This is a genomic window from Bradyrhizobium sp. USDA 4341 (assembly GCF_054063755.1).
This window is the reverse complement of the sequence record NZ_JBSSGO010000002.1, coordinates 8,148,633-8,174,007: the sequence shown is the minus strand read 5'-3', so window position 1 is coordinate 8,174,007 and position 25,375 is coordinate 8,148,633. Positions and strand designations below refer to the sequence as shown.

The 25,375-nt window shown below is 59.9% G+C and carries 27 protein-coding genes; 10 read left to right on the top strand and 17 right to left on the bottom strand.

The window, feature by feature from the left end; all coding sequences use genetic code 11:
- Window positions 1-53: 53 nt before the first annotated feature.
- The 6 genes from ACVIGB_RS44320 to ACVIGB_RS44295 form a co-directional block, all read right to left on the bottom strand.
- A complete protein-coding gene (locus ACVIGB_RS44320) occupies window positions 54-854 on the bottom strand; it encodes a metal-sulfur cluster assembly factor (RefSeq protein WP_456749330.1) in 801 nt (266 codons plus the stop codon).
- 5 nt (window positions 855-859) lie between these two features.
- Window positions 860-1,903 carry an amidohydrolase family protein gene (locus ACVIGB_RS44315; protein ID WP_092124752.1) on the bottom strand — a complete coding sequence of 348 codons (1,044 nt, stop codon included), beginning with the start codon at window positions 1,901-1,903 and terminating at the stop codon, window positions 860-862.
- 111 nt (window positions 1,904-2,014) lie between these two features.
- Complete coding sequence (locus ACVIGB_RS44310) at window positions 2,015-2,371, bottom strand: MmoB/DmpM family protein (protein ID WP_029085595.1); 357 nt, start codon at window positions 2,369-2,371, stop codon at window positions 2,015-2,017.
- A gap of 45 nt (window positions 2,372-2,416) precedes the next feature.
- Window positions 2,417-3,520 carry an aromatic/alkene monooxygenase hydroxylase subunit beta gene (locus ACVIGB_RS44305; protein ID WP_456724560.1) on the bottom strand — a complete coding sequence of 368 codons (1,104 nt, stop codon included), beginning with the start codon at window positions 3,518-3,520 and terminating at the stop codon, window positions 2,417-2,419.
- A 49-nt stretch (window positions 3,521-3,569) separates the two neighbouring features.
- Window positions 3,570-4,613, bottom strand: a complete 1,044-nt coding sequence (locus ACVIGB_RS44300) for a 2Fe-2S iron-sulfur cluster-binding protein (protein WP_456725280.1) — start codon at window positions 4,611-4,613, stop codon at window positions 3,570-3,572.
- Between the two features lie 95 nt (window positions 4,614-4,708).
- Entirely contained in the window at window positions 4,709-6,379 is a 1,671-nt protein-coding gene (locus tag ACVIGB_RS44295; RefSeq protein WP_092126941.1) for an aromatic/alkene/methane monooxygenase hydroxylase/oxygenase subunit alpha, read from the bottom strand.
- Window positions 6,380-6,402: 23 nt separating this feature from the next.
- Here ACVIGB_RS44295 and ACVIGB_RS44290 point away from each other — a divergent pair, with 23 nt between their 5' ends.
- Window positions 6,403-6,768, top strand: coding sequence for a hypothetical protein (locus ACVIGB_RS44290; RefSeq protein ID WP_456724561.1), 366 nt, complete (start codon window positions 6,403-6,405; stop codon window positions 6,766-6,768).
- Between the two features lie 29 nt (window positions 6,769-6,797).
- Here ACVIGB_RS44290 and ACVIGB_RS44285 read toward each other — a convergent pair whose 3' ends face one another.
- Entirely contained in the window at window positions 6,798-7,169 is a 372-nt protein-coding gene (locus tag ACVIGB_RS44285) for a hypothetical protein (protein WP_092124750.1), read from the bottom strand.
- A 57-nt stretch (window positions 7,170-7,226) separates the two neighbouring features.
- Window positions 7,227-8,276, bottom strand: coding sequence for an NAD(P)-dependent alcohol dehydrogenase (locus ACVIGB_RS44280; protein WP_456749329.1), 1,050 nt, complete (start codon window positions 8,274-8,276; stop codon window positions 7,227-7,229).
- On the opposite strand from ACVIGB_RS44280, the gene ACVIGB_RS44275 reads away from it, so the two are divergent.
- The 3 genes from ACVIGB_RS44275 (at window position 8,276) to ACVIGB_RS44265 (ending at window position 11,009) form a co-directional block, all read left to right on the top strand.
- Complete coding sequence (locus ACVIGB_RS44275) at window positions 8,276-8,617, top strand: hypothetical protein (RefSeq protein ID WP_456724563.1); 342 nt, start codon at window positions 8,276-8,278, stop codon at window positions 8,615-8,617. The two genes, ACVIGB_RS44280 and ACVIGB_RS44275, sit on opposite strands and share 1 nt — an antisense overlap.
- On the top strand, window positions 8,617-10,491 hold the full coding sequence (locus ACVIGB_RS44270; RefSeq protein WP_456724564.1) for a sigma-54-dependent Fis family transcriptional regulator: 1,875 nt from the start codon (window positions 8,617-8,619) through the stop codon (window positions 10,489-10,491). The genes ACVIGB_RS44275 and ACVIGB_RS44270 overlap by 1 nt, the downstream gene beginning before the upstream one ends.
- Before the next feature lie 95 nt (window positions 10,492-10,586).
- Window positions 10,587-11,009: an SseB family protein gene (locus ACVIGB_RS44265; RefSeq protein WP_092124747.1), complete on the top strand. Its 423-nt coding sequence runs from the start codon at window positions 10,587-10,589 to the stop codon at window positions 11,007-11,009.
- A gap of 937 nt (window positions 11,010-11,946) precedes the next feature.
- Here the strand turns inward: ACVIGB_RS44265 and ACVIGB_RS44260 are convergent.
- The 6 genes from ACVIGB_RS44260 to ACVIGB_RS44235 form a co-directional block, all read right to left on the bottom strand.
- Window positions 11,947-13,824 carry a TIR domain-containing protein gene (locus tag ACVIGB_RS44260; RefSeq protein ID WP_456724565.1) on the bottom strand — a complete coding sequence of 626 codons (1,878 nt, stop codon included), beginning with the start codon at window positions 13,822-13,824 and terminating at the stop codon, window positions 11,947-11,949.
- A gap of 340 nt (window positions 13,825-14,164) precedes the next feature.
- Window positions 14,165-14,527, bottom strand: coding sequence for a hypothetical protein (locus ACVIGB_RS44255; protein ID WP_456724566.1), 363 nt, complete (start codon window positions 14,525-14,527; stop codon window positions 14,165-14,167).
- Window positions 14,528-14,744: 217 nt separating this feature from the next.
- The gene (locus ACVIGB_RS44250; RefSeq protein ID WP_456724567.1) at window positions 14,745-15,299 is read right to left on the bottom strand and encodes a winged helix-turn-helix transcriptional regulator; all 555 of its coding nucleotides are present in this window, start codon (window positions 15,297-15,299) and stop codon (window positions 14,745-14,747) included.
- An 83-nt stretch (window positions 15,300-15,382) separates the two neighbouring features.
- Window positions 15,383-16,648, bottom strand: a complete 1,266-nt coding sequence (locus tag ACVIGB_RS44245; RefSeq protein ID WP_456724568.1) for a CaiB/BaiF CoA transferase family protein — start codon at window positions 16,646-16,648, stop codon at window positions 15,383-15,385.
- A 2-nt stretch (window positions 16,649-16,650) separates the two neighbouring features.
- Entirely contained in the window at window positions 16,651-17,448 is a 798-nt protein-coding gene (locus tag ACVIGB_RS44240) for an enoyl-CoA hydratase/isomerase family protein (RefSeq protein WP_456724569.1), read from the bottom strand.
- 166 nt (window positions 17,449-17,614) lie between these two features.
- A complete protein-coding gene (locus tag ACVIGB_RS44235; protein ID WP_456724570.1) occupies window positions 17,615-18,058 on the bottom strand; it encodes a winged helix-turn-helix transcriptional regulator in 444 nt (147 codons plus the stop codon).
- 162 nt (window positions 18,059-18,220) lie between these two features.
- On the opposite strand from ACVIGB_RS44235, the gene ACVIGB_RS44230 reads away from it, so the two are divergent.
- From ACVIGB_RS44230 to ACVIGB_RS44215, 4 genes are read left to right on the top strand one after another with little or no spacing between them, the layout of a single operon-like run.
- Window positions 18,221-18,946 carry a hypothetical protein gene (locus ACVIGB_RS44230; protein WP_456724571.1) on the top strand — a complete coding sequence of 242 codons (726 nt, stop codon included), beginning with the start codon at window positions 18,221-18,223 and terminating at the stop codon, window positions 18,944-18,946.
- 20 nt (window positions 18,947-18,966) lie between these two features.
- Window positions 18,967-19,464, top strand: coding sequence for a (2Fe-2S)-binding protein (locus ACVIGB_RS44225; RefSeq protein WP_456724572.1), 498 nt, complete (start codon window positions 18,967-18,969; stop codon window positions 19,462-19,464).
- Window positions 19,457-21,829 (top strand): xanthine dehydrogenase family protein molybdopterin-binding subunit, encoded by a 2,373-nt coding sequence (locus tag ACVIGB_RS44220; protein WP_456724573.1) that lies wholly within the window; start codon window positions 19,457-19,459, stop codon window positions 21,827-21,829. Before ACVIGB_RS44225 ends, ACVIGB_RS44220 begins: the two co-directional genes overlap by 8 nt.
- The gene (locus ACVIGB_RS44215; protein WP_456724574.1) at window positions 21,826-22,680 is read left to right on the top strand and encodes an FAD binding domain-containing protein; all 855 of its coding nucleotides are present in this window, start codon (window positions 21,826-21,828) and stop codon (window positions 22,678-22,680) included. Before ACVIGB_RS44220 ends, ACVIGB_RS44215 begins: the two co-directional genes overlap by 4 nt.
- A 127-nt stretch (window positions 22,681-22,807) precedes the next feature.
- On the opposite strand, the gene ACVIGB_RS44210 is transcribed toward ACVIGB_RS44215, so the two are convergent.
- Window positions 22,808-22,903, bottom strand: a complete 96-nt coding sequence (locus ACVIGB_RS44210; protein ID WP_456725281.1) for a DUF6966 domain-containing protein — start codon at window positions 22,901-22,903, stop codon at window positions 22,808-22,810.
- Window positions 22,904-23,339: 436 nt separating this feature from the next.
- Between ACVIGB_RS44210 and ACVIGB_RS44205 the strand changes: the two genes are divergently transcribed.
- Window positions 23,340-23,465, top strand: a complete 126-nt coding sequence (locus tag ACVIGB_RS44205) for a hypothetical protein (protein WP_456724575.1) — start codon at window positions 23,340-23,342, stop codon at window positions 23,463-23,465.
- Between the two features lie 32 nt (window positions 23,466-23,497).
- The gene (locus tag ACVIGB_RS44200) at window positions 23,498-23,896 is read left to right on the top strand and encodes a DNA resolvase (protein ID WP_456724576.1); all 399 of its coding nucleotides are present in this window, start codon (window positions 23,498-23,500) and stop codon (window positions 23,894-23,896) included.
- A 19-nt stretch (window positions 23,897-23,915) separates the two neighbouring features.
- Here ACVIGB_RS44200 and tenA read toward each other — a convergent pair whose 3' ends face one another.
- The gene (gene tenA / locus ACVIGB_RS44195; RefSeq protein ID WP_456724577.1) at window positions 23,916-24,584 is read right to left on the bottom strand and encodes a thiaminase II; all 669 of its coding nucleotides are present in this window, start codon (window positions 24,582-24,584) and stop codon (window positions 23,916-23,918) included.
- A gap of 296 nt (window positions 24,585-24,880) precedes the next feature.
- The gene (locus ACVIGB_RS44190) at window positions 24,881-25,225 is read right to left on the bottom strand and encodes a hypothetical protein (protein WP_456724578.1); all 345 of its coding nucleotides are present in this window, start codon (window positions 25,223-25,225) and stop codon (window positions 24,881-24,883) included.
- Window positions 25,226-25,375: the final 150 nt, after the last annotated feature.

Below are 25,375 nucleotides of genomic sequence, written 5' to 3'. Positions count from 1 at the left end.
CTTTGCCTTGAGGTCGTCTGGTCTGGACTGGTTATCGATGCTGCGCACCGGAATCACGGTCCCTGTTGCGTACCCGGCGACGCCGGCATCGTCCGCGATTTCGGTACGAACGGTGTCTCGAGGTCGAACCGCGCAGCAAGCAGGCCACGGCACAGCGCGCCGTTGAATTCGGCATTGACGCCGACGCGCCGTAGATTCGATACGTATCCGGCAAGGCTGTCGGCGCTTAGCCGTGCTCCGTTCGCATCGACAAAGGCAGGCCCATCGCCGCTTGCCGAGCCCACGACGGGACGCCGCTCAAGATAGCGCTGAATCAGCTTCTCACCTGCATCGTCGAGCGGCAGGCAACCCAGCTCCCTCAACGTCAGGCTCACGATCTCTGTCGGCGACTGCCCCAGCCCAGCGAGGTGGCCGAGCAGCGCAACCTGGCGGCGCTGGAACGCTTTGACGAGGAATGTCTGACGCAGATCATCGAGGCTGCCATCGGCCTCGGCGCCAAACGTTTCCTGGAACGAGCGCCCTTGGGCGAGGCCCGCATTGATCTTGTCGGCATACATGTGCTCGCCCAAGACTACGCTGACGCCCTTGACCCAGTCCAACGCGCTGACGGCCCGGCGCATGTCGTCTGCCATCAGGAATGAGAAATTGGCGGCGCACCAATAGGTCGGCAAGCGAAACTCGATGTGGACGTGGTCCTTCGGGTCGACGTCGGCCTTGGTCACGAAATTCAACTCGGTGACGGACTCGTCGAGTTCCGGATCCATCACGCCTTGCAAGCAGGCCCATATCTGGGACTGCTTGTTATCTGACGAGCGGCTTCTCGGCCGCTCCCTCCCCTCAGCGCCACGCTTCATGACCATCACCTCGGCGCGTGAACGGCTTCTGGCAAGTGGGCATAACCGCCGCCGGCTCGGATCTTCTTTTTCTGCGCCTCGACATCGATGCCGTAGATGCGGGCGGCGTTGAGGCCGAGAATCTTGGTCTTGGCCTCCATCGACAACACCGAACCGGTCTCCTTGGTGACGTCGGCCGGAATCTCAAATGCCATGAACTTGTCGATCAGCCATTTCGGCGTCCAGATACCGTAATCGCTGCCGTAGAGGATCTTGTCCGGTCCAACCCAGAACAACAGTTCGGAAATCACATGGGCGAAATAACCCGGCCGCGAATGGATGAAGGGCAGCGCCACCGCAAGACCCGCATAGACGTTGGTCTCCTGGGTCGCGATCCAGCAGAAATCGTCGAGCCGCGGCAAGCCGCAATGCTCAACGATGAAATTCAGGTCCTGGAACGAGGTCGCGACATCATCGATGTCGGCCACATCGAACGCATCGCGGTTGAGCGGTATGATAGTCGGCCCCTTGTGGACGTGGATGTTCTTGATGCCGAGCTTTTGCGCGGCCTCGAGATACTGGTAGGACGCCTTGTCCGTCAGCTTGTAGCCCTTCGATTCGCCGCGCCATTCCGCGGTGTAGAGCTTGACGCCCTTGAGTTTGTGCCTCTCGGACAGCGCATGAAGAGCTTCCAGGCCCTTGGTGCCGTCACGCGGATCGAACGCGCCATTCAGGATGAAGCGATCCGGATGGCTCTTCTTCATCGCCGAATTTCGTTCAGTGGTGTTGAAACCACTCTTGTAGAAATCGGTGAGATAGGTCGGTTGCAGGATCGCCATGTCGTCATAGCCGGTGACGAATAGGTCGTCGAACATCGTCTTGGCATCATACTTCTCGAACTTCTCCTTCTCCCATTTCTCCGAGGGCGGGCTCAGGTTCGAGTGGTAGGCGTAGAAGCAGTCGATGAACTGCTTGCCGTGGATGTTCTTCTGGTTTGCCGGACTTCCATCCCAGAAATGCGTATGCCCATCGATGACAAAAATCTCTTCACCCTTGGCTGTCCTGTACATAGCGTTTCTCCCGATCCTGCTGGATGGCGTGTTGTTACGAGGTGCGCGATTAATGTCGTCGAATGAGCCGGGCCGGCGTAGCGCCGGCCAGGGTTTGTTCGCGGGCGGCCATCAGACGATGTATTTCATCATCTCGTTCATGTCGCCGAACAGCATGACGGTGTTGTCATCCGTCATCACCATGCGACCGTAATGCGTCGAGGTCGAGATCTCGAAGAGATGCGGGGTCATGACCCGGCCGAGCTCTTCCGAGATCTCGTCCATCTTGAATTCCATCTTTCCGTCGCCATCGATGCGAATCATCGCCGGCATGTATGTCACCTTGATGTGGTCGTGACGGCTCATGACTTCGGCAATGGCACGCGCCTCGACACTATCGTTCATGGTGACCCCGCATTGATGCGACACCGTGTCCTCGAACGTGATGTCTTTCATCGATTTGAAGATGTTGTCATTCTCGTGCAGCATGTCGATGCTCCTGAAGAATTGAGTGAGGATGTGAAGCGGTGTTGGTTACGACGCGAGATTTGCCGGAACCGTCAGGCCAAGCTCGGCAGCGATGCCCCTGATGCGATTCTTCGCGTGCGCCAGCGCGTCGGCGAAAGCCGCGACCTTGACACGCGGCTGCGACCAGATCGGCTGCAGATGATTGGCGGCATCGAGCGCGAGATCGGCATGCCTGGCCAACCATTTGTTGAACAACGCAAGGTTCTGCGCCGCGCAGGTCGGATCGGTGCCGAGGATGTGGAACAGCTCGACGGTGTTGGCGAGATTGCGCTCATAGTCGGCTTCGGCGGCGGAGACGACAGCCGGAGTGATGAAGTCGTTCTGCGCAGATGCCGCCTGCATCAGGAAGCCTGAACGGAACAGTTCTCCGATAAGCGGCTCGAACACCACATTGGTCGCAAAATATTGCTCCAGATAGTCGTTTGAACCCATTACCGACTCAACCGACTTGCGCACGCCTTGCCAGATCGGATCTTCCAGCCAGTGCTTCTTGCCGGCGGCAATGTCGAAGCCTGGAAGGTCGAGGCCGATTTCGCTCAGATAGAGAGTGATGTCCTGCGCGAAGCGAAGCTTGTAGGACGAGTTGGTCAGAATCGCATTGTTGACCATCTGCGTGTAACCGTAACGCTGCGCCTGCATCGTGGAGGTGCCGAGACCGAACTCGGCATGCTTGTAGGCGCCGAGATGGTTCTGCAAAATCTTCACCCAGGCCGGATCGAAGCGGGTTGGCGCGCCCGATTTCCGGCCATTCTCGATGGTGTTCTGCACCATGCCGCAAATCGTCGACTGGCGTTGATAGTGCGTGCGCTCCCATTCCTGGTCGACGGCGCGGAACTTGTGCCAGTTCGAACTTTTCGCAGCCGTCCAATCCTTGGAATAGGTCGGCGTCCCGTCCGGGAAGGAGATGATCCAGTCCTGCAGCAGATAACGCTCCGGATCCGGTTGAACGTCGACCGTCATGTCCTCGTAGTGGGTCGCCTTGCGGCCCTTGGGTTCGAAGTAGTTGTACTTGCGACTGTCGGAGCCCGGGAACACTGCGGCCCCCGCCGCCCCGGATTTGACGATTGCTGCCGGCTTGGTTGCTGCTGCTCTGCTTGCTTGCGCGCTCATTGCTCACTCCCTCTTGCCATTCTGCTCTGCGACGAACTTTTGAACGCCGTCATCGCACCGCCGGCGTAAACTTGTCGAAGTAGATGTGTTCGGGCTCGACGCCGTTCATTTGCAGGACGGGCAACACTGCGTCGATCATCGGAGTCGGCCCGCACGCGTACGCGTCGATGGCGCCGCTGAATTTCTCCTCGCGCAGATGGCGCAGCACGACCTCGTGGATCAACCCGGTCTCGCCGTCCCAGCCGTCATCCGTCTCCGCGTGCGACAGCGCCGGCACGAATTTGAAGTCGTCGAGCCGTGCCGCGATAGCAGACAGTTCCTCGAGGTAGAACAGATCGGCGCGCGTGCGGGCTCCATAGAAAAACCGCACCGGCCTCTGCTCCCCGCTCCCGATGTGATCGGCCAGGATCGACCACAGCGGCGACATCCCCGAGCCGCCGCCGATCAGCAGCATCGGACCCGGGCGCTCTTCACGCCGGAAGCAGGTGCCATACGGCCCCTTGGCCGTCACGGCGTCATCGACGCCCAATTTCCCGTCAAGCTGGGACGAAAACGCTCCGTTCGGATATTTCTTGATAATGAAGCTGAGATGGGTGCTCTCGCTGGGCGGGTTCGCCATCGAAAAGGCGCGGGTAATAGTGCCATCCTGAAGCGTCAGATCTACATACTGGCCGGCCCAGAACTTCATTGGCCGCTCGATCTCGATCTCCAGCAATCTGATGTCCGACGTCAGCGCTCGGATCGCAGCCACGCGCCCGGCAAATGCCTTCACCGCGATCGAACGGCTCAGCAGGTCTTCGTCATAGTTAAGCAGTTCGACACTGATATCGCTGTAGACGTGCGTACGACACAACAGCACATGTCCGGTCTCGCTCTCGTAGTCCGGTAAGGCGAAGGTCGAGTACTTCAGCAGTTCGATGTCGCCGTCGACGAGTTTCGATTTGCAGCTGCCGCACTGACCTTCCTTGCAGCCGTGCATCAGCGAGATGCCTTGACGAAACGCGGCGTCAAGGACGGTCTCGCCCTCCTCCACCTCCATCTCGATACCCACTGGCTCGAAACGAACCTTGTGACTCCGCACGTCCGTCATCATCTGGGCCTTGTCGTGGCAGTTGAACAGACCGATCGGCAAAGCGATTGCCGATCCCGGCAAGAGGGGCCGCAGGGAGCGGCCCCTCCCGTCGTCATTTAGTTGCAGGGATTGATCTTGAAGCCCTTGCGATATTCGGCCGTCGCGACCTCGCGTTCGGCGGGCGAAAGTGCCCTGAAGCCACGCAGCGGACTGCCAAGCGTGTGTCCGCGCACGTGATCGAGTGTCCACATGTCCTTGGCGTCGAAGCGCAGATGCGGTTGCGCGATCATGGTCTTGCCGTCAGGCCGGACAAAACCGAGATCCTTGATCGCATCGGCGACATCCCAGCCGTGATAGCAATCTTCCCATTCACGGCGACCGCTGAAGCGGCCCATGGCCGGCGTCGCCCGCCCCTCGTATTCGGCGGCGAACGCTACCTTGTGGGTCCAACGGCAGCCCTCCGAGCAATAGGTGTAGATCTTGCCGTCGACCTCGTCGCAGACGAAGTCTTCACGGATCAGGCACGGAACCATGCAGCTCCAGCATCGATGCGGGTACGTGTAGCCCACTTCGCTGTTGAAGAGGATGTTGGTTTCGCCGGGCACACTGAGCTTTGCGTGCCACTTCCAGAAGTCGCCGAATTCGGCGTACCAGCCCGGATATTTGTGCTCGAACCACTCGAAGTCCCGCTCGGTCTGGGCCTCGATGCGCCAAAAGTTTACCGACCAGCCGACCGTGAAGAACTGCGCGGTCTTGTGGACATAGTTCTTCTTGACGATCCGATCCCAGGCGGCGGCGACGTCATCGTGATGGATCTTGATGCCGTACTTCTCGAGCGGCAACATGTACGTCCGGTAGTAGTCTTCGTAGATCCAGCGATGCCAGAGCTCAGCGTAGGACTCCTTGTTGTTGTCGCGGTTGGTCGTGCCGTACTCGATGAACGTCCCGATCGCGGCATCGACAATCGCGTGATTCTGCCAGAAGGCGTATTTCAGGTCACGCTCCAGCAACTGGTGGTTCGACGGATCGTTGATCATCGCCATCAGCATCGAGTGACCGTTACCGATATGGCGGGATTCGTCCGACTGAACCGACAGGAACACCGTCGGCAGCGCGTAGTCGCCGTTGCGGGCGGCTTCTGACGGCATCGCCACGAACAGAGTATTGGTGAAGGCGGTTTCCGCGACGACCGTCAGATAGACATTGGCCGCGGTGATTGCGTCACCGGTCAAGAAACCTTCGGCGAACTGGCGGCCGATCGTGGTCGCATAGCATTTGCCGAACGCGGCTTCCGTGATGTCGAACCCTGCCGGGTCGATGTAGTTCTCCATGTACCACTTCTTGAGGTTCATCTGGATCGTCGAGTGGCGGAACTCATCGACCATCTGCATGGTGAAGCCGGTGCGCAATTCCTCGCCGGGAGCCAGCCGCCCGACCATCGCCATCGAACGCGCCGCCGAGATCTCCGGGAACGGGATGATCGCCAGGAACAGCTTCATCCACTCGACCCATCGCGGCTCGACATTGCGGAACATGTCGCCGCGCAACGCCGCGTCCAGCGCACCATAGACGCGGTTGTCCTTTTCTTCCTGCATCGGGAAATACGATCGCAGGACCTGCTTCATCGGGTCGCGCGGCGTCTTCGATATCTTGTAGTCGGTCGGGAAGGTCATCGCCTCCTGCACGTAGCTTGGCGTCCAGCCGAGGTCCGCGACACGGTTGGCCGCTTCAGCGATGCTGATCCCTTTCTGCGCGGTTATCTTGTTCAGTGTCAGACTTGCAGTCATTTCCAGCTCCTTTGAACGTTGCGTTGCTTCCTGCATTCTCGTTTTTGATCCCAGGTCAAAACCCCTGGTTCGCACTGTTGAAATTCTCGGCTGCAAAACTCACTTTGAGTCCGTTAAATGGATTGATCGATCTGCTGATTTCGTCGTCCCACCAGCCCGGCTTCCCGGCGCTGGCAGTCTCGTCAACCTCCGCTGGCTCGTTTGATGAGAGGCTTTCCTTCGGCGACGAATTTCGCCGAGAGAACCAGTGCACCGGTGGCGAAATCCTTGCCGTGCGCGGCGATCATGGCCTCCGTGATCTCGGCGAGCTGAATGAAGAAAGCGTCTTTCGACCTGGCTTCCTCGCTCATGTCCGGCTGCGGAGACGGCGTTTGTGGCTGTTCCTTTGATGCAATCATGGTTGCGTTGTTCCTGCTCATCATGCGTGCCCCGAACGTTGGTGTTCGCCGGACGAAGGGCCGTTGTCGATCTCACGCAGGGACGTGTTGAGCCATTCACGCTCGGCCACGAGGCGTCGATGCTCCTCCCGAAGCATCTCCAGACGCGAGATCGCGCGCTCCAGTTCGGCATGCGCGTCGCTTCCCGACTCGGCGCGCGCCGCGCCGCGCACGGCGCAGGCCAGTTCGATTTCGGCTCCGCCCCGCGCATGCTCATTCTTGATTTGCATCTCGTTGTTATCGACCATCTCGTCGATCAACCTGTCCCGAGCAATCATCCGATCGCGGGCGCGCCGCAATTCAGCGGCTTCCTCGACGGTGATCGGCGGCGGGCGTCGGCTGTCCTTTGTCACTCGCGCCACTCTCGTTCGATGATCTGGACCGAAGCTTTGCATCTCGCGGTACATGCCCTACGGGATCAGGACCGCACGGCCATGAATGCGCCCATGATGCAGATCATGAAGCGCGTCATTGGCCTCGTTGAGCCTGTATTCCTTGGTGTGGAGTTCGACGAGGCCGCGATCGGCGCTATCGAGCGCCATCAGCTCAACCAGCTCGGCATATGTTCCGACCAGGTTGCCGACGATGGTCTTTTCCGACGTGATCATGTCGATGGTCGGGATATCGATCTTCCCGCCATACCCGACGATGTAGTAGTAGCCGGCGTTCGCCGTCATCGAGAGGCCCTTGGCGATAGCGTCACCCTCGCCGACAAAATCGATCACAGCCTCCGCGCCGCGCCCGCCGGTCAGCGCCAGCACGGCTTCAACGTCATTGCCGTCTGCCTTCACGACATGATGCGCACCGCACTTCTTGGCGAGTTCGAGAGACTTTTCGGCGCGATCGACCACGATGATTTCTGCGGCGCAGAGCGCTGCGAGAACCTGGATGCCGATATGACCCAGCCCACCGGCGCCGATCACCGCGACATGTTCGCCGGGCAGCAGATGGCGGGATGCCTTCTTCGCGGCGCGATAAGCCGTCAGCCCGGCATCGGTGTAGGGGGCAACATCCTTCGGTGCGAGCGACTTCGGCAGCTTGATCAGAGAGCGCTGCCCCGTCAGCAGATACTGCGCATAGCCGCCATTGGCATTGATGCCAGGAAACGAGCTGTCCAGCGCATGCATGTCGTCGCCGCGCCGGCATGCGAGACAATGCCCGCTGGTCACCAGCGGATGGCAAATCACGCTGTCGCCAACCTTGACCCCTTCGACACCCGGGCCGATCGCTTCGACCCAGCCAGCGTTCTCGTGGCCCATGATGTATGGAAGCTTGACGTCGACCTTGCTGCGCCAGATTCCTTCAACAATGTGCAGATCGGTGCGACAGACGCCGGCACCCCCGATGCGCACGATCACGTCCATCGGACGCGAGATCTTCGGGTCAGTCACGTCCTCGAATTTGACGAACTCCTTCGCCGTGAGCTTCTCGTCGAACTCATGAAGCACCGCCGCTTTCATTGAACAGCCTCCCCGGCAAATTTTTTTTATTCTGTCGATCTGACGCGACCGCCATCCTGCTGGATAGTTCAGCAAGGGCTGTGCCAAGCGCACAACGGCCTGATCTTTCTATTGTTCTTGCCGTCTCGGGAATGCTCGCGCCGATCCGTCTCGGAGCAGACTTTGCGCGCGACTGTTCCGAGACGGAACAGTTTGACGGCTGCAACAGCGCGCGAGCAGAAATTTGGATTTTTGATTGTTTGATCTATGATCGCGAGAACCGCGCCAAGCGCGAGAGCGACCCGAAACCGGGCTACGACCAAGAGGAATTCGCCAAGCAGCGACTCCGGGAGGAGCTATGATGCTGACCGCCAGCCGACGCATGGACAATGCTTGGATGACGCTGGATGACCGCGGCGCGCCGCCGGCAGAGCTTCTGTCAGCCGATATCTACGACAGCTGGATGCGCTGCATTTCGCTTGGTCTCGATACATTGCGCCCTCCATCGCCCGAGTTCGTGAGCACCGCAATTCTGCGCCAGGAGCAGCAGCGCTGTTCACTGATTCGCGGCCTCGCGCTCGCGGAGATGCACACGCTTCATCAGCAGATTGCCGGCTCCAATTTCATGATTGCCTTCGCGAATGCCGACGGCCTGCTGCTCGACATCATCTCCGACTCGAGCTTCAGTGATGCCTCGAACGCAGCGAGCATTCGGCCCGGTACCATCTGGACCGAAGCTTTTTGCGGCACCAACGGCCTCGGCACCGCCGCGTATCTCAAGCGGGCCATCGTCGTTCACGGGAGCGAGCACTTCTTCTCGCGCTACAACAATCTTACTTGCATCGCGGCGCCAATCTTCGCACCCGACGGCGAACTGGCCGGAATACTGGACGCGTCATCGGATTGCATGTCGAGGCAGGCGCATACCCAGGCGCTCGTCGCAATGGCCGCAACCCAGATCGAGAATGGTCTATTCCGCGAACATCACCGCGGAAACATCCTGATCGCTTTCCATAACCGCGGCGAGTATCTGCATACGTTGAGCGCTGGCCTGCTGGCCGTCGATAACGAGGGGAGAATCCTTGCAGCCAACAGGGCCGCAAGCGTCCTGCTGCATGGCCTGCCAGCCTCGCCGGGTCGCCGCTTCGCCGACGTCTTTCGTACGAAATTCAGCGCCTTTGTTGATGAAGGCCGGCGCAAGGAACGCCAGCGCCTCGAAGACGAGGTCGGTAGCCAGTTCGTCGCAACAATCGAGAACGCACGCCAGTTCTCGATGATGCAAGCCATGTCGCGGCCTCGACCGCCGACGCCCAAGGATGTCTCCACCCAGTTCGTTTCCGCCGATCCGGCGATCGCTTCCGTTGTCCAACGGGTGGGAGTCGCTGCGGTCCGCAAGATGCCGATCCTGATCCGTGGCGAAACCGGAACCGGCAAAGAGCAACTCGCCCGCCATGCTCATGCCGCCAGTGGACGGCCCGGCGCTTTCGTCCCGGTGAATTGCGCAGCGCTCCCCGACAGCCTGATCGAGGCCGAGTTGTTCGGCTATGCCGAAGGCGCTTTTACCGGAGCAAAAAAGGGCGGGGCTGCGGGACTGTTCAAGGAAGCGGACGGCGGAACGCTCTTCCTCGACGAGATCGGCGACATGCCGGTGACGCTGCAGGCCGTGCTGCTGCGCTTTCTGGACGATTGGACTGTCCGGCCGGTCGGCGGCACCAAACGGCAGGTCGACGTCCTCCTGGTGTCTGCCACCAATGCCAATCTCGACGACTCGATAGCGAAGGGACGATTCCGATCGGATTTGCTGTTCCGCCTCAACACGCTGGAGGTGACGTTGCCGCCTTTGCGCGAGCGTTCCGATTTCGCCGAGATCGCGCGGCATTTGATCCACAAGATCGATCCCTTGATGGATTTGACCGAAGGGGCGATCGATCGTTTGGCCGAACTCGATTGGGATGGAAACATCCGCGAACTGCGCAACGTGCTTTCCCGATTGTCACTGGCCGAGCCTGGCGATCTGATCTGCGAGACATCGGTCGAGTCCGTACTTGCACATTCTGGCGCCGAGCGCCTGACCGGCAAGGCGGGTGGTGGGCTCAAGGCCAATCTGCACGAGATTCAGCGCTCGCACGTGCTGACCGCGTACACCGAAACCGGCAACAACATCAGCAAGACCGCGCGCCGCCTTGGCGTGTCGCGCAATACGATCTATCGCGCCCTCCGCGGCAAAAAGGACTAGCACGATCGCGGCGAAGGCGCCGCGACGACTCGATCCGGCTGTAACTGGAGGCACTGAAGTCCAGCCCCTCGCCGGGTCCAATTGGGAGTGTCGCCATGTTCGAACCGGAAAACAGTCTCGAGGCCCTGATGCAGGCCGCCGCAAGAGACGCCAGCATCGTTCCCGCATTCTATCGCGCGTTGCTCGAGACGGAGATTTACATTCTGACGCCGGAAGCGCCGATGAAACCTGGACGCCGTCGCTCGCTCAAGTTTCAGGAGGAGATCAGCGTCGCGACGGTCGATTTCCAGAACATGAGATGGCACCCCACCTTCACCTCAAAGAAGCGCATTTACGACTATATAAAGCAGCCCGAGGTATGCCTTGGTGCCGCGGCGCGTAATCTGTTCGAAATGTTGCCTGACTCTAATTTCTGGCTCAATCCGTTGTCCGAATGTCAGAAGCCGCTTCCCGCCACCGAAATCGCTCTCCTTATGAGTGGCAAGATCTTTGGCATGGCGATGAAGTCCGCGCGATAGGCGCGGTACTTGTGCAACAACGTATCGGCACGACCAGCCAGCACGGCAGGCCACGTCGAACTCGACGCTGTCGCGCTCAGCTCGGACCGCAAGGCGCTCGATGGACCCGTTCGCAGGACGCGTTCTAAGCGGCCAAGCACCAGATGGAATCGAATCTGCGTCCGTGGGGCGTATATCGATATTTCTCCAGCTCCAAGTTTCACGGCGAGGATTGTCGTCTTCGGGCAAGTCCGGTCTGTGGGCTCCCGAAAAACGTTCTTTGTTGAGACGATATTGCCGGTGAACCGGCCTTCTTCGCTCCTGGGCCGCCTCGGCGCTACATCACGCGCACCAGATCGCGGAAAGTCGTAGTTTTGCGTATGAAATCGCAGGACTGGTGGGCGGGAGACCGCCACCGCCTTTCCCCACACTCGGCGGACCTACGTTACTTGCTTCAATCTACCGCGTGAAAAGCCGCGCTTCTCCAAGCCGGCCAAGTTGCGCTGATGACGCCGATTGCTGAAGGATCAACAGACACTCGGAGCGAAGCCGCGCCAACAATTCCTATGGTCGAAGACAGGGCGTCCTCAGCAGCCCCAGTCGCTGGCTAGTCGCCAATCGCAAGCCGACCGAATCGCTGATTAAGAGTCAGCTCCTTTGTGGGTTATTGCAGATACTTAGCTGTAAAAACCCCTCTCGGCGCGGCCAAATAGATCAATAGGTTACAGCCGGATTGTAAAATCGCAGGTCCGCCTAGTCCGATTGGGTGATGAACCTCTCGGCCGTCTGTGCTGACTCCTAGTTTGCCAGGGATTTTGCATTTCCTCCTTGGGGCTAGAGCCAGCGCCGACCGCATGAATTATAAGCGGGCGGCGTTGTGCTGTTGGGACGCGTTGAGTCTCACAAAGTATCCTAAGTTAGCCTTGTAGCGTTTGCGCTATGATGCCGTAGAAAAGCGCTACTGTCCCCAAGCCGCGAATGCCTCGGTGAAGGCCCGTTCGCCGGTGTCGCCTTTTTCGATCGCGATGATGGCGCGGCGCTGGTTGGTGTAGACCAGCGGCACGTCAAACCAGGAGCGCTCCTTCAGGAGTTGCAGGTTACGCGAGCGGTCGTCGTCGACGTTGGAGAGGCCGACCAGGAAGAAGCCTTCGGTTACCTTGACCGCAAGTCCAGCCAACGGTGTGCCGCGGGCCTGCTCTTTGGACTTCATAAGGATGCCTGGTACGTTGCTGATACCGCCACCGGCGAAGTCCTGCGGTAGGATGAAAGTCAATTCCGCGGTATGGCTCGCTGGCAGCGATGAATCGGTGTTGCGGCGGAACGCCATCGTCATCTTGAACTTGCGATCAGGGATATCGATGTCGGCGCGCACGGCGATGTCGGGCTTCTGGTTGCCCGAGGCCTTCACCGGTTCGGTACGCCATATCACCGAGCCGACATATCGCTTGCCGGCTGGATCCGACGGGTCTTCGTCATAGAGCACCACGCGCTGGGCGACGGGCGAGATTTGGTCTGACGGTTGACCGAGGCGATCTGGAATTTTTGGCCGCACCCCGGGTGAAGTGGCGGGCGCCGTCTGCTCGCTCGACGATGGCTTGCTTTCGTCAACTTTACGCCGTTCTGCTTCCTGGGCTGTCGCTTTCGCTGTTCTTTCCAGCTTCGCCTTTAATTCGGTTTCGTGCAGTAAGCCCTGCGTATACTGCATCAAAACGTAGCTGAGCCCGCCAATCAATAGCAGCACTAATACGATTGCCACACCGATTGCTGGCAGACGCCATCGCGGGCCAGGCTGGAATGCCAGCCCTCTAGTTTTTGCTCGTTTCTCCGATTCATCTGCGAGTGGTTTGGCTTTTGCTCGCCATGCCTCGCCTTCCACCCGCCTTTGCTTATCGTCCGCGGGCCGCTTTGTTTCCGCCGTCTGGCGTCTTTGCTCTTCTTGAGAGCGTTCCCAGGCTATGGCCTGCGCTAGCTCGTCGGTAACTCGCTTGGCTTTCTCTTTGCGCTTGCGCTCTTCCTCGGCGCGCTCCCGATCTTTGACTTCTTCGAGTTGGCGTTGCCGCTCCGCCTCCTGCTGCCTTGCCTCCTCATCAGCTTGCTGCCGAGCTTTGGCTTCTTCGAGTTGGCGTTGGCGTTCCGCCTCCGCCTCTTGCCGCCTTGCCTCTTCCTCAGCCTGCCGCCGAGCTTCGGCTTCTTCGAGTTGGCGTTGGTGCTCCGCCTCCGCCTCCTGCTGCCTTGCCTCCTCCTCAGCCTGCCGCCGAGCTTCAGCCTCTTCCATTCGTCGGCGCTCTTCAGGCGACACCCAAGGCTCATTCAGCGCTTCGACGATTTTTTGACAGAGGTGCTCGATCTGCTCTCGAACAAAAGTCGCGTGAGGATCGAGATGGCGCAATGATCGCCAATCTACATACTGACGATTGCCGATGGTTGAGAGGACAACGTCGTTCCGCCACTTGGTTTCGTTCTCGAGCGCGGGAACTGAAATGTAAAGAATTGGAAAAACCAGGTCGTTCCGACCGATAGCCTTCTCGCGCGCGAGAAACGATTGGAATTCAAATTGACAGTGTTTGCTGTTGACCGACCTGGGGGAAATAATGGGAATGAAGAAGAACGAGCCATCGATGGCGGCCTTGAGTTCTGCTTCCCAGTGCTTGCCTGGGGCAATCGCCGCAACATCCTGCCACAGCCGGAGCGTCGTCTTGCTGCGGCCCAGTTGGGCGCTCAGTTCGCGCTGTATCCCCTCTCGCAGGCCAGACAGTCCACCTCTAAACGCTTCGTCATCTTCGCGCGAATAGCTGAAGAAACCGACTAGTTCCGGCAGTTCCGCTAACGAGGACATAACGCTATCCAGCTTTCCGCCGATCCCCAGAAGAGCTCAAATTCAAAACAACATGTCGCCATTGCGTTCCGCGCCGACCAGGACGCAAGTTGCACGTCAGTGTAGCACTCAACCCGTAAAAGTTGGACCTGAGATCAATCACTTGCCAACAAGTGGCGCAGCAGGGGCTAACTTCCGTTTCAAGACGTCAATACACCAGCATACGACCTGCTATATCCTCGCGCGTTGAACGTTCGGTAAGATCTATGCCGCACTTTATGATAAACCTTTGATTGCAAAACAAAATCCCTACGTACAATGCTACGTTGGTGCGCAATGCGCGCCACTTGCTCATGGTCAATCAAGAAGGCCCGCTTGTAGCCAATGGATAACCACTAGAATCATTTTTTTGGTCAGCACCGCTTGGGTCAATGGCAGCGTGCGGACCATCGTGAGCGAGGTTTCCGGCCGCGATCGGCACGCCGTTCGGCGCATATGGTACGACGCCGCCAACGCCCCAGGTCGCGCCCACCGCCGGGGCATTAAGCACAATCTGATCCTGCGCGGATCCGGCACCGCGCGCCAGCACCGTCTCGGTGCCGGCAACGTCCGTGAAGATCACCTCGATAAAAGCGGCATTCACGCCGACGAAGGAGAAATTGAACTTGGCCGTGACGCCGTCGCCGAGCGCAATTGTGCTACTCACCGGTGTATTGGAAGTCACGTGAATGACGCTGTTCCGGAGAAAGCTGCTCGCTGCCAGTTCTAGGCGCGGTGTCTCTGGTCAGAATTCCCCGCGGCTCCGATAGCAGGTTCAAATCCTGTACGCGCAACCAACGATACCGACATCGTTAATGGTGGCCATTTGATCTTCGTGCTTGGTGGGCGCGCCGCGGCTCGAACCTGGGACCTGCTTCACTAAGAGTCTCGCGCTGGTTACGCTATTTGTCTTTATCGGTTGCGGCTTTGCGCAGAACTTGGCTGATACGTCGTGGTTTGACCTTTGCATGCGGTAGTGGCCCACCAAATCGCTTTTGATTGAAAGGCACGGCGCCAGAACCCGCAACGATCTCGACGTCTTCAAGCTGCAACGGCTCGCCGCGCGCTGACAGCAAGGCGGGATATTCGATCTTCTGCCCGCTCGTGCGATCCCTGAAAACCACCTGCGGTCCGGCCGGCTCCGCCAGCCAGTCGTCGCCCCATTTCTTGAGCGCGAGATAAGTCGGGAAAAAATCGCGGCCCTTCTCGGTCAATACATATTCGTATCGTCCGCCATGCTCCGGCAGCGGCCCGCGCGTCATCATGCCGAGATCGACGAATTTTTTCAGCCGCGCGCTAAGAATGTTCGGCGCGACGCCGAGATAATGTTGAAACTCGTCGAACCGCTTGGTGCCATAATAGGCTTCCCGCAGCAGTAGGATCGACCAGCGGTCGCCGACCACCTCCATGGCGCGGGCGATCGAGCATTCCTTGTTGGTGGAACGAGAGCGCTTCACGATGTATCTCGCAGTCTTGCTCCAGTGATTCCCGATCACTTATAGCAGGAGGGAAGTGCGGTCCGCCTCCCCTTCTTCGATCGTCAGGCCGCCTGCCCAGCCGGCTGCGGTGGTTTGGCCGCAACTTCCGGCTCGAGGGCGCGACGGTGCGTCACGAGTACCCCGGTCTCAGAGAGCCTTTGCAGTTCCGCCTCGCCCACGCCGAGTTCGCGGAATACCTCCTTGTTGTGTTCGCCCTGGAAGGCCGGCGTGCCGATCGGCGTCAGTTCGTCCCCAGAGAAGCGCCAGGGCCGGCCGGGCAATCTGTATTCGCCGCCGCTGCGATCCGGAACGAGCTGGACCGCTCCCCAGTAGTCGCTCCAGTCCGATTTCGTCAGCTCCTTGATCGAGCGGATTTCGCCCATCGCGATCTTCGCCTCGTCGAACTGTGCGTCGAGCGTCGCCATATCCGGGAATGTCAGCATCCAGGACTGGATGATCTGATGCAACGCGCCGAAATTCAGCCGCCGGGCCGCGGCGCTCGAAAACCGTGGGTCGTCCATCAGATCGGCGCGCCGCATCGCACGCAGCCAGGACGGAAACGTCCGGCTGCCGATAATGCTGGTGGCGACGGTGAAATGCTCACCCCGCGGACCCGTGAAGAAGGAGCAATCAGTGGCACCGAGCACCGCAGGCTCTGCACCGATGTCCTCATCCGACAGGTCGACATGCGCACGTTCATTGACCGCAAGCAAGGTCGCAGCCATCGCCACGTCAATACACTGGCCCTGCCCGGTTGTCTGCCGACTGTGGAGTGCCGCGAGGATGGCGATCACCGCCTGCAATCCAGCATAGACGTCGGCATGCGACAGACTGTCCGTGCGCGGCTCTGTCAAGGCCTCGCCATAGTGCCGAACGCTATTCTCGGTAAAGCCGGCCTCGGCCTGCACGGTCGGAGCATAAGCCATCCGGCTGCGCCAGGGGCCACCCTGGCCGTAACCAGTGATCGACGCGTAGATCAACCGCGGATTTCGCTTCGACAGGGTCGCGTAGTCAAGGCCGAAGAAGCCGAGCGTTCCCGCACGAAAATTCTCCACCACGATATCGGCGCTATCGCAGAGCTTCAGCGCCAGATCATAGGCGCCGGGTACGTTCAGATTGATGCTGACGTTGCGCTTGCCGGCGTTCTGCTGCGCATAATAGCCCGACATGCCGTCGGTGGATGGAAACGCAAAGCGCGACACGTCCGGGCTTGGCGGCTCGACCTTGACGACCTCGGCGCCGAGGTCCTGCAAGGTCCGCGCGCACAGCGGACCTGCGAGCACGCGGGAAAAGTCGACGACGCGAATTCCGCTGAGAGGACCACCCATGATCAGCGCCCCGCGAATTTGGCGAGGCCGGGACCGTTCTTACGGAACGAGGCAAGGCCGGCTTTCAGATCTTCCGACGCCCAGATCGGCGCCTGCACTCTTGCCATGGCCTCGTCGGCCGCGGCCACCCCGTCGTTGACGGCAATGTGGGCCAGCTCCTTGGTCGCCGCGTGGGCCAGCGTCGGACCTTGCGCGAATTCCTCGGCGACCGCCATGGTCGCCTTCTCCAGCGATTCTTCCGGAACGGTAAGATTGATCAGGCCCCACTTTTCCAGGGTCGGCGCATCATAGCGACGCGCCAGCATCGACATCTCCTTGGCGCGCAGTGCACCGATCCGCTGCACCTGACGCTGGATGCCGCCCAGCAATGGATGCAGTCCAAGCGTAGCCTCCACCGAACCGATCTTCGCCGACGACGCCGCGATGATGTAGTCGCAAGACAGCGCCAGCTCGAGGCCACCGCCGAGACAGACGCCATGGATGCTCGCGATCAACGGGATCGGCAGCAATTCCATGAAGCGGAGAAACTCGACGCCGTTCAGGCGGCGATTCTCGCTGCTTGATTCGCCACTGCCCTGCTCCACGCGCTTGTCGAAAATATCGAGATCGGCGCCGGCGGAAAAATGTCGAAGCCCGCTCCGAAGGACGATCGCCCGGCTACCGGCTTTTTGCGCCTCCTCGACCTGCTCGACGACGGCATTGATGAGCTTCGGTCCAAGCAAATTGTAGGGCCGATAGACCATGGTCAATACGGCAATATTGCCGCGCTGCTCGCGCGTAATCAGTGCATCCTCGGACACCACACACCTCCCTGGTTGAACGCTACGATGCGCGTTGCTCTTTCGTTGCAGCGAGCTTACATCATGACTTGCAATTTGCAAGTCATGATGGCGAATTAAATGATACCAATCATTTCACCACGACTGTGCCGCGCGGTTTGCAGACCAGAGGCAGGTTCGCCGGCTCTTATTTCCGGAAATGGGTAAGGCGCCACCGCACCAGTTCATCGGCGCCAGGGCCTGCTTGCGGCTGCACGTCCTGAAGCCTGACGCCTTGCCCGGTCTCGCTGTCGACCCTCGCAAGCTTCACCGGGTGCCCGGTTTTTCGATCGATGAATTTGAGTGGCGGCCCCGCGTCTCCGGAAACCGCCCATTTGTCTCCCACCTGCAAGAGCGCCTGCAGCACAAGGATGGTGTCCCGGCCCTTCGCGGTCAAACGGTACTCGTATCGCTCGGGATTGGTCTGGTATTGGCGCCGCTCGACCAATTCGTGTCCCTCAAGGTGCTTTAGCCGATCGGACAAGGTCGCGTTGGTTACGCCGGTCGAGCGGCGCAGGTCCTCGTACCGCCTGAGCCCGAGCGACAGGTCGCGCAGAATCAAGACGGCCCAGCGATCCCCGATCGCGTCCATGACGCCGGCGATCGAGCACGCCATCCCATCAAAGCTCTTTGACTTCATAAAGCGCTTGCCTCTTAGTCACTCTTATCATTAGAGTGCGTAATTGTCGACGGCTATCTTCGCTTCCGCAGGCCCCCCGTCTATGGGGGCCACCAATTTCGACGGAATGGGACCATGATCATGCGCGAGCTTCGCGACCTTGTCATCGATGCCCACGGCGGCATCGAACGCTGGAATAACGTGAAAGCCATCGAAGGCGACATGTCCATCAGCGGCGGCCTTTGGACACGAAAGGGGTGGCCGGTGGCGCTGAAGAACGTCCGTGTCACGGCCGCCGCCGGCAAACAATGGATCAGCTACCACCCCTTCCTCGGCGAAGGCATGCGCAGTTCATGGACCCCCGACCATACCGTCATCGAAACGCTCGACGGCAAATCAGTCAAGGATCGCAAAAATCCCCGCGCCGCGTTTGACGGCCATACCGTCGAGACCCGGTGGGACGAATTGCATCTTGCTTATTTCAGCGGCTACGCGATGTGGAATTACCTCAATACGCCCTTCATCTTCGCGCTGCCCGGATTTCGCGCTGAAGAGATCGAGCCCTGGGATGAGAACGGCGAAACACGCAGGCGGCTCAAGGTCACCTTTCCGGATCATATCGCGACGCATTGCGCCGAGCAGGTTTTCCACGTTAATGGTGAAGGCTTGATCTGCCGGATGGACTACAGCGCGGCCGTCGCCGGTGGCGTACCCACGGCGCATTACCTCGACGACCATCGTGATTTTTCCGGAATCAAGGTGGCGACGAAGCGGCGAGCGGTCCGCCGGAATGCAGACGGCACCGCGATTCCCGATCCGGTGTTCGTGGCGATCGATATCGCCGACGTCAGATTCTCATGATTGGACCGTCGGAGAAAACAATGACTGACCTCGGCGAAAAGCTTCACGTTGTGACAGTCGACGTGAATGGTGTACGCCGGACCGCTTCGGTTGAAGCCCGCAAGCTTCTGGTTTACTTGCTCCGCGACGATCTCGGCCTCACGGGAACCCATGTCGGTTGCGACACGTCGCAATGCGGTGCATGCACCGTCGATATCGACGGACAGGCCGTCAAATCCTGCACGGTTCTGGCTGTGATGGCCAACGGCTCGTCGATCACGACAATCGAAGGGCTCGCGCCCGGCGGCGGGGCGTTGCATCCGGTGCAGGCAGCTTTCCATGAGCACCACGCCCTGCAATGCGGTTTTTGCACGCCGGGGATGATCATGAGCGTCCGCCAGATGCTTAGGCAAAATCCGAATCCGACGGAAAGCGAAATCCGTCATGGCCTCGCCGGCAACATCTGCCGCTGTACCGGCTACAACAACATCGTTCGCGCGGTTCAGTCCCTTGCCTCGGAGGCGCCTCGCCATGACTGACACAACCGCGATCAGATATGTCGGCCAGCCCTTGCGACGGCGCGAAGACTTCAAGTTTGTTACCGGCAAGGGACGTTACAGCGACGACATCAAGGCGCCGGGCATGCTGCATATTGCCGTGCTGCGATCGCCGCATGCGCATGCAATCATTAAGCACGTCGATCTAGTGGCGGCAAAAGCGGCGCCGGGCGTCCGCCTCGCTTTGTCGGGCGCCGACCTCGCCGGCAAGATGGGCTCGATCGTTCCCAACTGGATCATACCGGGCACGAAGGTGCCGGACCGGCCCGTCGTCGCCATCGACCGGGTTCGTTTCGTCGGCGAATGCGTCGCACTCGTCGTCGCCGAAACCCAGGCGATGGCGCACGATGCCATCGGGCTGATCGATGTCGACTACGAAACGCTTCCCTCCGTCGTCGACGAGGAAGCGGCGATCCGCGACGGCGCGCCGCAACTCCACGACAACGTGCCCAACAACATCACCACGATCTACAAGATCGGCGGTGGCGACTATGGCAAGGCTGCGCGGGAGGCCGACCAGGTCATCACGCTTCGCGTCGCCAACAACCGCCTGATCCCGACCTGCATGGAGACGCGCTCCATCCTGGCCGAGCCAAATGTCGACGGCAGCCTGACGGTCTACCTCCAGAGCCAGGTGCCGCACATGCATCGCCGCTGGATCGCCGACACCGTTGGCATTTCCGAACATCAATTGCGGATCGTGGCGCCCGACATCGGTGGCGGTTTCGGCGCAAAAATGCACCTCTATCCGGAGGAACTGCTCTGCCCGTATCTGGCGCGGCTCCTCGGCATGCCCGTCAAATGGTGGGAATCGCGCTCCGAAAGCCATCAATCCACCAACCATGGCCGGGCGCATACCGAGGCGCTGGAGATCGCCTTCCGCAACGACGGCAAGATCCTCGGTCTGAAGGTCGAGACACTGGGCAATGTCGGCGCCTATCTGTCGAACATGGCATCAGGCGGCCCCACCGTGAACACAATCAATTTCGGGACCGGCGCCTACAAGATCGAGCACTACGCGGCGCGCTCCAGGGTGGTTGTGACAAACACCGTACCGGTTGATGCCTATCGCGGATATGGCCGGCCCGAGGGGGCCTACATCGCCGAACGCGCGATCGATGCGGTCGCACGCCATCTCAATCTCGATCAAGTGGAGGTGCGCCGGCTTAATTTCATTCAGCCTGCCGACTTTCCGTATCGGCCCTATAACGGACCCGCCACGATCTACGACAGCGGCAATTATGAAGGCTGCCTCGCCAAGGCGATGGAAGCCTTCAACTACGAGGCCCGCAACACCGAACGCGATCAACTGCGCGCCAAGGGCCGTTATCGCGGCATTGGCGTTGCGGCCTATACCCACATGTGCGGTATGGCGCCGTCACGCCGGCTCTCGCTGATGGGCTTCAACCGTGGCGGCTGGGAAAGCGCCCGGGTCAGCGTGGATTCAAGCGGCCGGGTGACGATCTTCTCGGGATCCATGAGTCAGGGCCACGGCCATGTCACGTCACTGGCGCAGATTGCCGCCGACGTCCTGCAGATTCCGATTGAAGACATCGACGTGGTGCAGGGCGACACGCGGCAAGTCCAGGCCGGTCATGGCACTTTCAACTCGCGGTCGATGGCGGTGGGCGGATCCGGCGTTCACGTCTCCTCTATCCGCGTCGTCGCCAAGGCGAAGAAGATTGCCGCGGGCATGCTCGAAGTCGATGAAGCGGATGTTTCCTATCAGGCCGGCAAGTTCAGTGTCCCCGGCACCGACATCGCGTCTTTGAAGTTCGGCACAGTGGCGAGGATGGCGTATGTCGGCCACAAGCTTCCGGATGGAATGGAGCCGGGTCTCGACGAGACCGTGTTTTACGATCCGAAGGGCATGGGCGCGCCTTCGGGCGTCCACATGGCCTATGTCGACGTCGATCCAGAGACCGGAATCGTCGACATTCTCGATTATGTCGCCGTTGATGATGCCGGCACCATCATCAATCCGCTGCTTGCCGCCGGACAGATTCAGGGCGGCGTCGTGCAAGGCATCGCGCAGGCGCTCTATGAAGAAGTCAGCTACGATCCTGATACCGGGCAATTGATGACGGGATCGCTGTTGGACTATGCAGTCCCTCGCGCGGAGCATGTTCCCAGCATACGATCGCTGTTTCAGGAGACGCCCTCGCCGACCAACCCGATCGGCGTCAAGGGCATCGGCGAGAGCGGATCGATCGCCGCACCCCCATGCATGGTTCACGCCGTGCTCGATGCGCTTTCACCGTTCGGGATTAAACATCTGGACATGCCGATGACGCCGCCGCGCGTCTGGTCGACGATCCAGAAGGCACGCGCCGGAGCAGACCTATGATCCCGGCCTCATTCGACTATGTTCGCGCAACGTCGCTCACCCACGCCATCGGCCTGCTGCAAGACGACCCCGGCGGAAACAAGCTCGTGGCCGGCGGCCATACGCTGATCCCGACGATGAAATTGCGGTTGGCATCGCCCGCACTGTTGATCGATATCAGCGGCATCGATGAGTTAAAGGGAATCGAAGTTGCCGACCGCATTAGGATCGGCGCCCTGACCACGCATGCCGAACTGCTAGCTTCAAAACCTCTGCGAGAGGTGCTGCCGATCGTCCATCAAGCCGCCGACATGATCGCCGACCCGCAAGTGCGCAATCGTGGCACCATTGGCGGTTCACTGGCAAACGCCGACCCTGCGGCCGACTGGCCGGCGGTCGTCATCGCGCTGAAGGGCGAACTGGAGCTCGCCGGCCTGACCGGACGCAGGCGTATCGCGGCAAGGGACTTCTTCGTCGACATCATGACCACGGCACTCGAGCCAGGAGAAGTGCTTGTTGCGATCCATATGCCGCGTCCGGACCCCGGCGCGAAATTCCGGTATCGCAAGATACGCCATCCGGCGAGCGGCTATGCCGTGGTCGGTGTCGCCGCCACGCTGTGCTTGCGCGACGACATCGTTTCAGAAGCCATGATCGCCATCACCGGCGCGACTGGCCGGGCCTTTGCGGCCGATTCCGCGAGCACGCACCTGATCGGCAAGTCGCTATCGACTGAAAACATCGCAATGGCCGCATCGCTTACCAGCGAACAGGCTGAGTGCCTGTCGGACCATTACGCCTCGGCGGATTATCGCAAGCATCTGGTTAAGACCGAGGTCGGCAGGGCGTTGGCATCGCTGAATGGTGCCTGAGCGGGCCGGCTGATCTGCGCCGTTGAAGTTGACGCAAGCGCAACTTGTCGGCCGAACGACGGTGTTACGTGCGTGCTCTTCGTGCTGCGTGAGACGCAGTGAGACTAAACACCGTCCGGGGATTAGCCTATCCTTCACGATACAAGATCACGTCATTGAATGATCCCGTGACACCGTAGACCATCAATATGTCGGCGCGCGCCACCTCAGGTGAGGTCTCGATTTCACTTCACAATTTGTCAAAATGCTATCGCCCACTTTTCGTTGTCACCTGCTCGATAGGATATATTGGTGGCTCTGTAGCGGCTCGGCTCATCGCAGAAGGCTCAGATATGCGAGGCCTTCGCTCCGGTTACAAATATCGTCATCGCCCGCCCTCTTTGACCGCTAAGGTGGTTCCGTTGGCTTGTCGTGCCATTAGGGCGCGACATCCGTCGAGAGAGACAAGTCGCGCCAGCGCTCCACTTCGTCGGCTACAAACCGCAATTTGTCAGTTACGACCTTTAACGCGTCGGCACCGGCGATGAAGCGTAGTGGGGGCTCGGCCTCTCCAGCGATCCTGACGAGCGCCTGGCCGAGCTTATCTGGATCGCCAACCTGGTTGTGGTTGCGGGCAGCAAAGACTGCCTGGGCTTTCGCCCGATATGATGGCGCCGGAGATGGCCGCCAAGGCGATGCGCGCTTACGCCGAGGAAACGAACCGGCTCAACCGCGAACGCCGCGCCAGCGGCGAAGGCCACCGCTCAGAGTTGGCTAAGATCCACCGCACCTTGAAGCAATGCTGAGTGCGATTGAAGAAGGCGGACACACCCGCGGCATGACCGAACGCATGCGCGAATTGGAGGCCCGCGAGGACATGCTCAAGGCACTTCTAGCCGAGGAACCAGCGGATATTCCGGACATCCATCCGAACGTGTCCGGCATCTATCGGAAGAAGGTCGAGCGGCTGACGGAAGCGCACAACACCCCCGAGGATCGGAATGAGGCGGCGGAAGCGATCCGGGCACTGGTTGAGAAGATTACGCTGCGCCCCGGTCCGAACCGCGGCGAAATCGACGCCACCTTACACGGCAAATTGGGCACGATCCTCGGATGGATCGCAGCGCAAGCCGTTGAAAAGAATCGGAAACGCGAAACTCCCGCAGCTTTCGCTACGGGAGTGTCGGCATCGGTGGTTGCGCTGGTAGGATTTGAACCAATGACCTTCAGGTCATGAGCCAGACGATTGCCGAATGCTAACGCTGGCCGGCGCGCCAGCCCATCTCCCAGAAGTCTGCCTCGAGTCGGATGGCTTCCTTGAAGATCGCAATCAGCTCTGCCTCGCGGGCCGGCGTGGCGTACAGATCCGCGAGATGCTCCAGTTGCACCTGCGCTTTCGCCGCGACCTCCTGGTATGGCGAGCTGGCGTACTCGTCGATCCAAACGCGATAGGGGTTAGTCGCAGCGTCCGCGTCGGGTCGCGAGGCGAGCCGCGTTGCGATCTCCGCGTACCCAATCACACAGGGGGCAAGTGCCACCTTGAGTGCCAGCAGATCGCCACGCATTCCGGCGTCCAGCACGTAGCGTGTGTAGGCCAGCGTCTCACTTGCCGGAGGGGTTCGTTCAAGGTCGCTCGGAGATAGACCCCAACCGGCACAGAGCTTCACATGAAGGTTCATCTCGACATCAAGGATGGACGAAAGGCCGGCCGCTGCTTCACGCATGTCGGCAAGCTTGGGCGACTTATAGACCGAGAGCGCATAAGCGCGCGCAAACTCGATGAGGAACAGGTAGTCCTGAGCAAGGTAGTGACGAAACGCCGCTTCGGCGAGCGATCCGTCTGCCAATCCGTTCGTAAAGGGATGCTCGGTATAGGCCCGCCACTCAGCGGATGCTTCTGTCTTTAGACGCTTGAAGAAACTCACGATCTATTTCGCCTAGCTTGCTTTCCGATGAACCTTTTTTGCTCGCTACCGATAGCGCGCGGACCGGGACGCTGACCTGGACAGGCCGCGGCGATCAGCCGGCATGATGGCATAAAGAATTCGCCTACCATCAGTCGCCTGGATCAATTGCCCTCCCACGTTATCCTAACAGAACGCAACGCCCTAAGTCCAAGCTCCGATTGGACGAACTGCATCAGTTTCGCACCAGAAACGAACTCGGCAAACCACAACGAATGAGACCGAAATCAACCGGAAAGGCAGTAAAATCAACGAAGCTAATCGTTATTTCTGCCGCTCATAACGGTCTGGTTGCAGGTTCGAGTCCTGCCGGGCCCACCAATGTGATCAATAGCTTGCGCCTTTCTAGTTGCCTGCAGCGCGACCGCCGCACCCGAAACCGCACCAGATACGTGCATTTTTCGTTCGAGCGACGGTTCGCGCTTGGCAATCATCGTTTGGCCGCTCTGTCGACCGGCGATTGAGATGAAGTGATCCGCGATCGGTCTGAGCCAAATCTTCAATAACCGGCGCATTGCAGGCCTCGCGCCAGCCAAAACAACGCCCGGCTGTTCCCGTTGAACTACCTGCACGACAGTTGGCTGGACCATCGATACCGGCATACGGAGCTGGATCTCCGGCGCGAGTGGCTTCTTTGTGCTGCGACCCATAAGAGCGTCAAAACACACATAAGAGTGTCACGTTTTCTGGCGTAAAGGCCGGTCAAGATTGCAGCTCCAGCATCCCTTGCCCCTCCTCACGGCCAAAAAGTC

Excerpts from the sequence above, each read along its gene's own strand:
- ACVIGB_RS44265 (WP_092124747.1), top strand. The coding sequence starts at position 10,587 with ATGTTCGAACCGGAAAACAGTCTCGAGGCCCTGATGCAGGCCGCCGCA.
- ACVIGB_RS44220 (WP_456724573.1), top strand. The coding sequence starts at position 19,457 with ATGACTGACACAACCGCGATCAGATATGTCGGCCAGCCCTTGCGACGG.
- ACVIGB_RS44230 (WP_456724571.1), top strand. The coding sequence starts at position 18,221 with ATGATCATGCGCGAGCTTCGCGACCTTGTCATCGATGCCCACGGCGGC.
- ACVIGB_RS44300 (WP_456725280.1), bottom strand. The coding sequence starts at position 4,613 with ATGATGACGGACGTGCGGAGTCACAAGGTTCGTTTCGAGCCAGTGGGT.
- ACVIGB_RS44305 (WP_456724560.1), bottom strand. The coding sequence starts at position 3,520 with ATGAGCGCGCAAGCAAGCAGAGCAGCAGCAACCAAGCCGGCAGCAATC.
- ACVIGB_RS44215 (WP_456724574.1), top strand. The coding sequence starts at position 21,826 with ATGATCCCGGCCTCATTCGACTATGTTCGCGCAACGTCGCTCACCCAC.
- ACVIGB_RS44235 (WP_456724570.1), bottom strand. The coding sequence starts at position 18,058 with ATGGACGCGATCGGGGATCGCTGGGCCGTCTTGATTCTGCGCGACCTG.
- ACVIGB_RS44245 (WP_456724568.1), bottom strand. The coding sequence starts at position 16,648 with ATGGGTGGTCCTCTCAGCGGAATTCGCGTCGTCGACTTTTCCCGCGTG.
- ACVIGB_RS44270 (WP_456724564.1), top strand. The coding sequence starts at position 8,617 with ATGCTGACCGCCAGCCGACGCATGGACAATGCTTGGATGACGCTGGAT.
- ACVIGB_RS44205 (WP_456724575.1), top strand. The coding sequence starts at position 23,340 with ATGGCCGCCAAGGCGATGCGCGCTTACGCCGAGGAAACGAACCGGCTC.
- ACVIGB_RS44200 (WP_456724576.1), top strand. The coding sequence starts at position 23,498 with ATGACCGAACGCATGCGCGAATTGGAGGCCCGCGAGGACATGCTCAAG.
- ACVIGB_RS44295 (WP_092126941.1), bottom strand. The coding sequence starts at position 6,379 with ATGACTGCAAGTCTGACACTGAACAAGATAACCGCGCAGAAAGGGATC.
- ACVIGB_RS44260 (WP_456724565.1), bottom strand. The coding sequence starts at position 13,824 with ATGTCCTCGTTAGCGGAACTGCCGGAACTAGTCGGTTTCTTCAGCTAT.
- ACVIGB_RS44315 (WP_092124752.1), bottom strand. The coding sequence starts at position 1,903 with ATGTACAGGACAGCCAAGGGTGAAGAGATTTTTGTCATCGATGGGCAT.
- ACVIGB_RS44320 (WP_456749330.1), bottom strand. The coding sequence starts at position 854 with ATGAAGCGTGGCGCTGAGGGGAGGGAGCGGCCGAGAAGCCGCTCGTCA.
- ACVIGB_RS44310 (WP_029085595.1), bottom strand. The coding sequence starts at position 2,371 with ATGCTGCACGAGAATGACAACATCTTCAAATCGATGAAAGACATCACG.
- ACVIGB_RS44225 (WP_456724572.1), top strand. The coding sequence starts at position 18,967 with ATGACTGACCTCGGCGAAAAGCTTCACGTTGTGACAGTCGACGTGAAT.
- ACVIGB_RS44280 (WP_456749329.1), bottom strand. The coding sequence starts at position 8,276 with ATGAAAGCGGCGGTGCTTCATGAGTTCGACGAGAAGCTCACGGCGAAG.
- ACVIGB_RS44190 (WP_456724578.1), bottom strand. The coding sequence starts at position 25,225 with ATGCCGGTATCGATGGTCCAGCCAACTGTCGTGCAGGTAGTTCAACGG.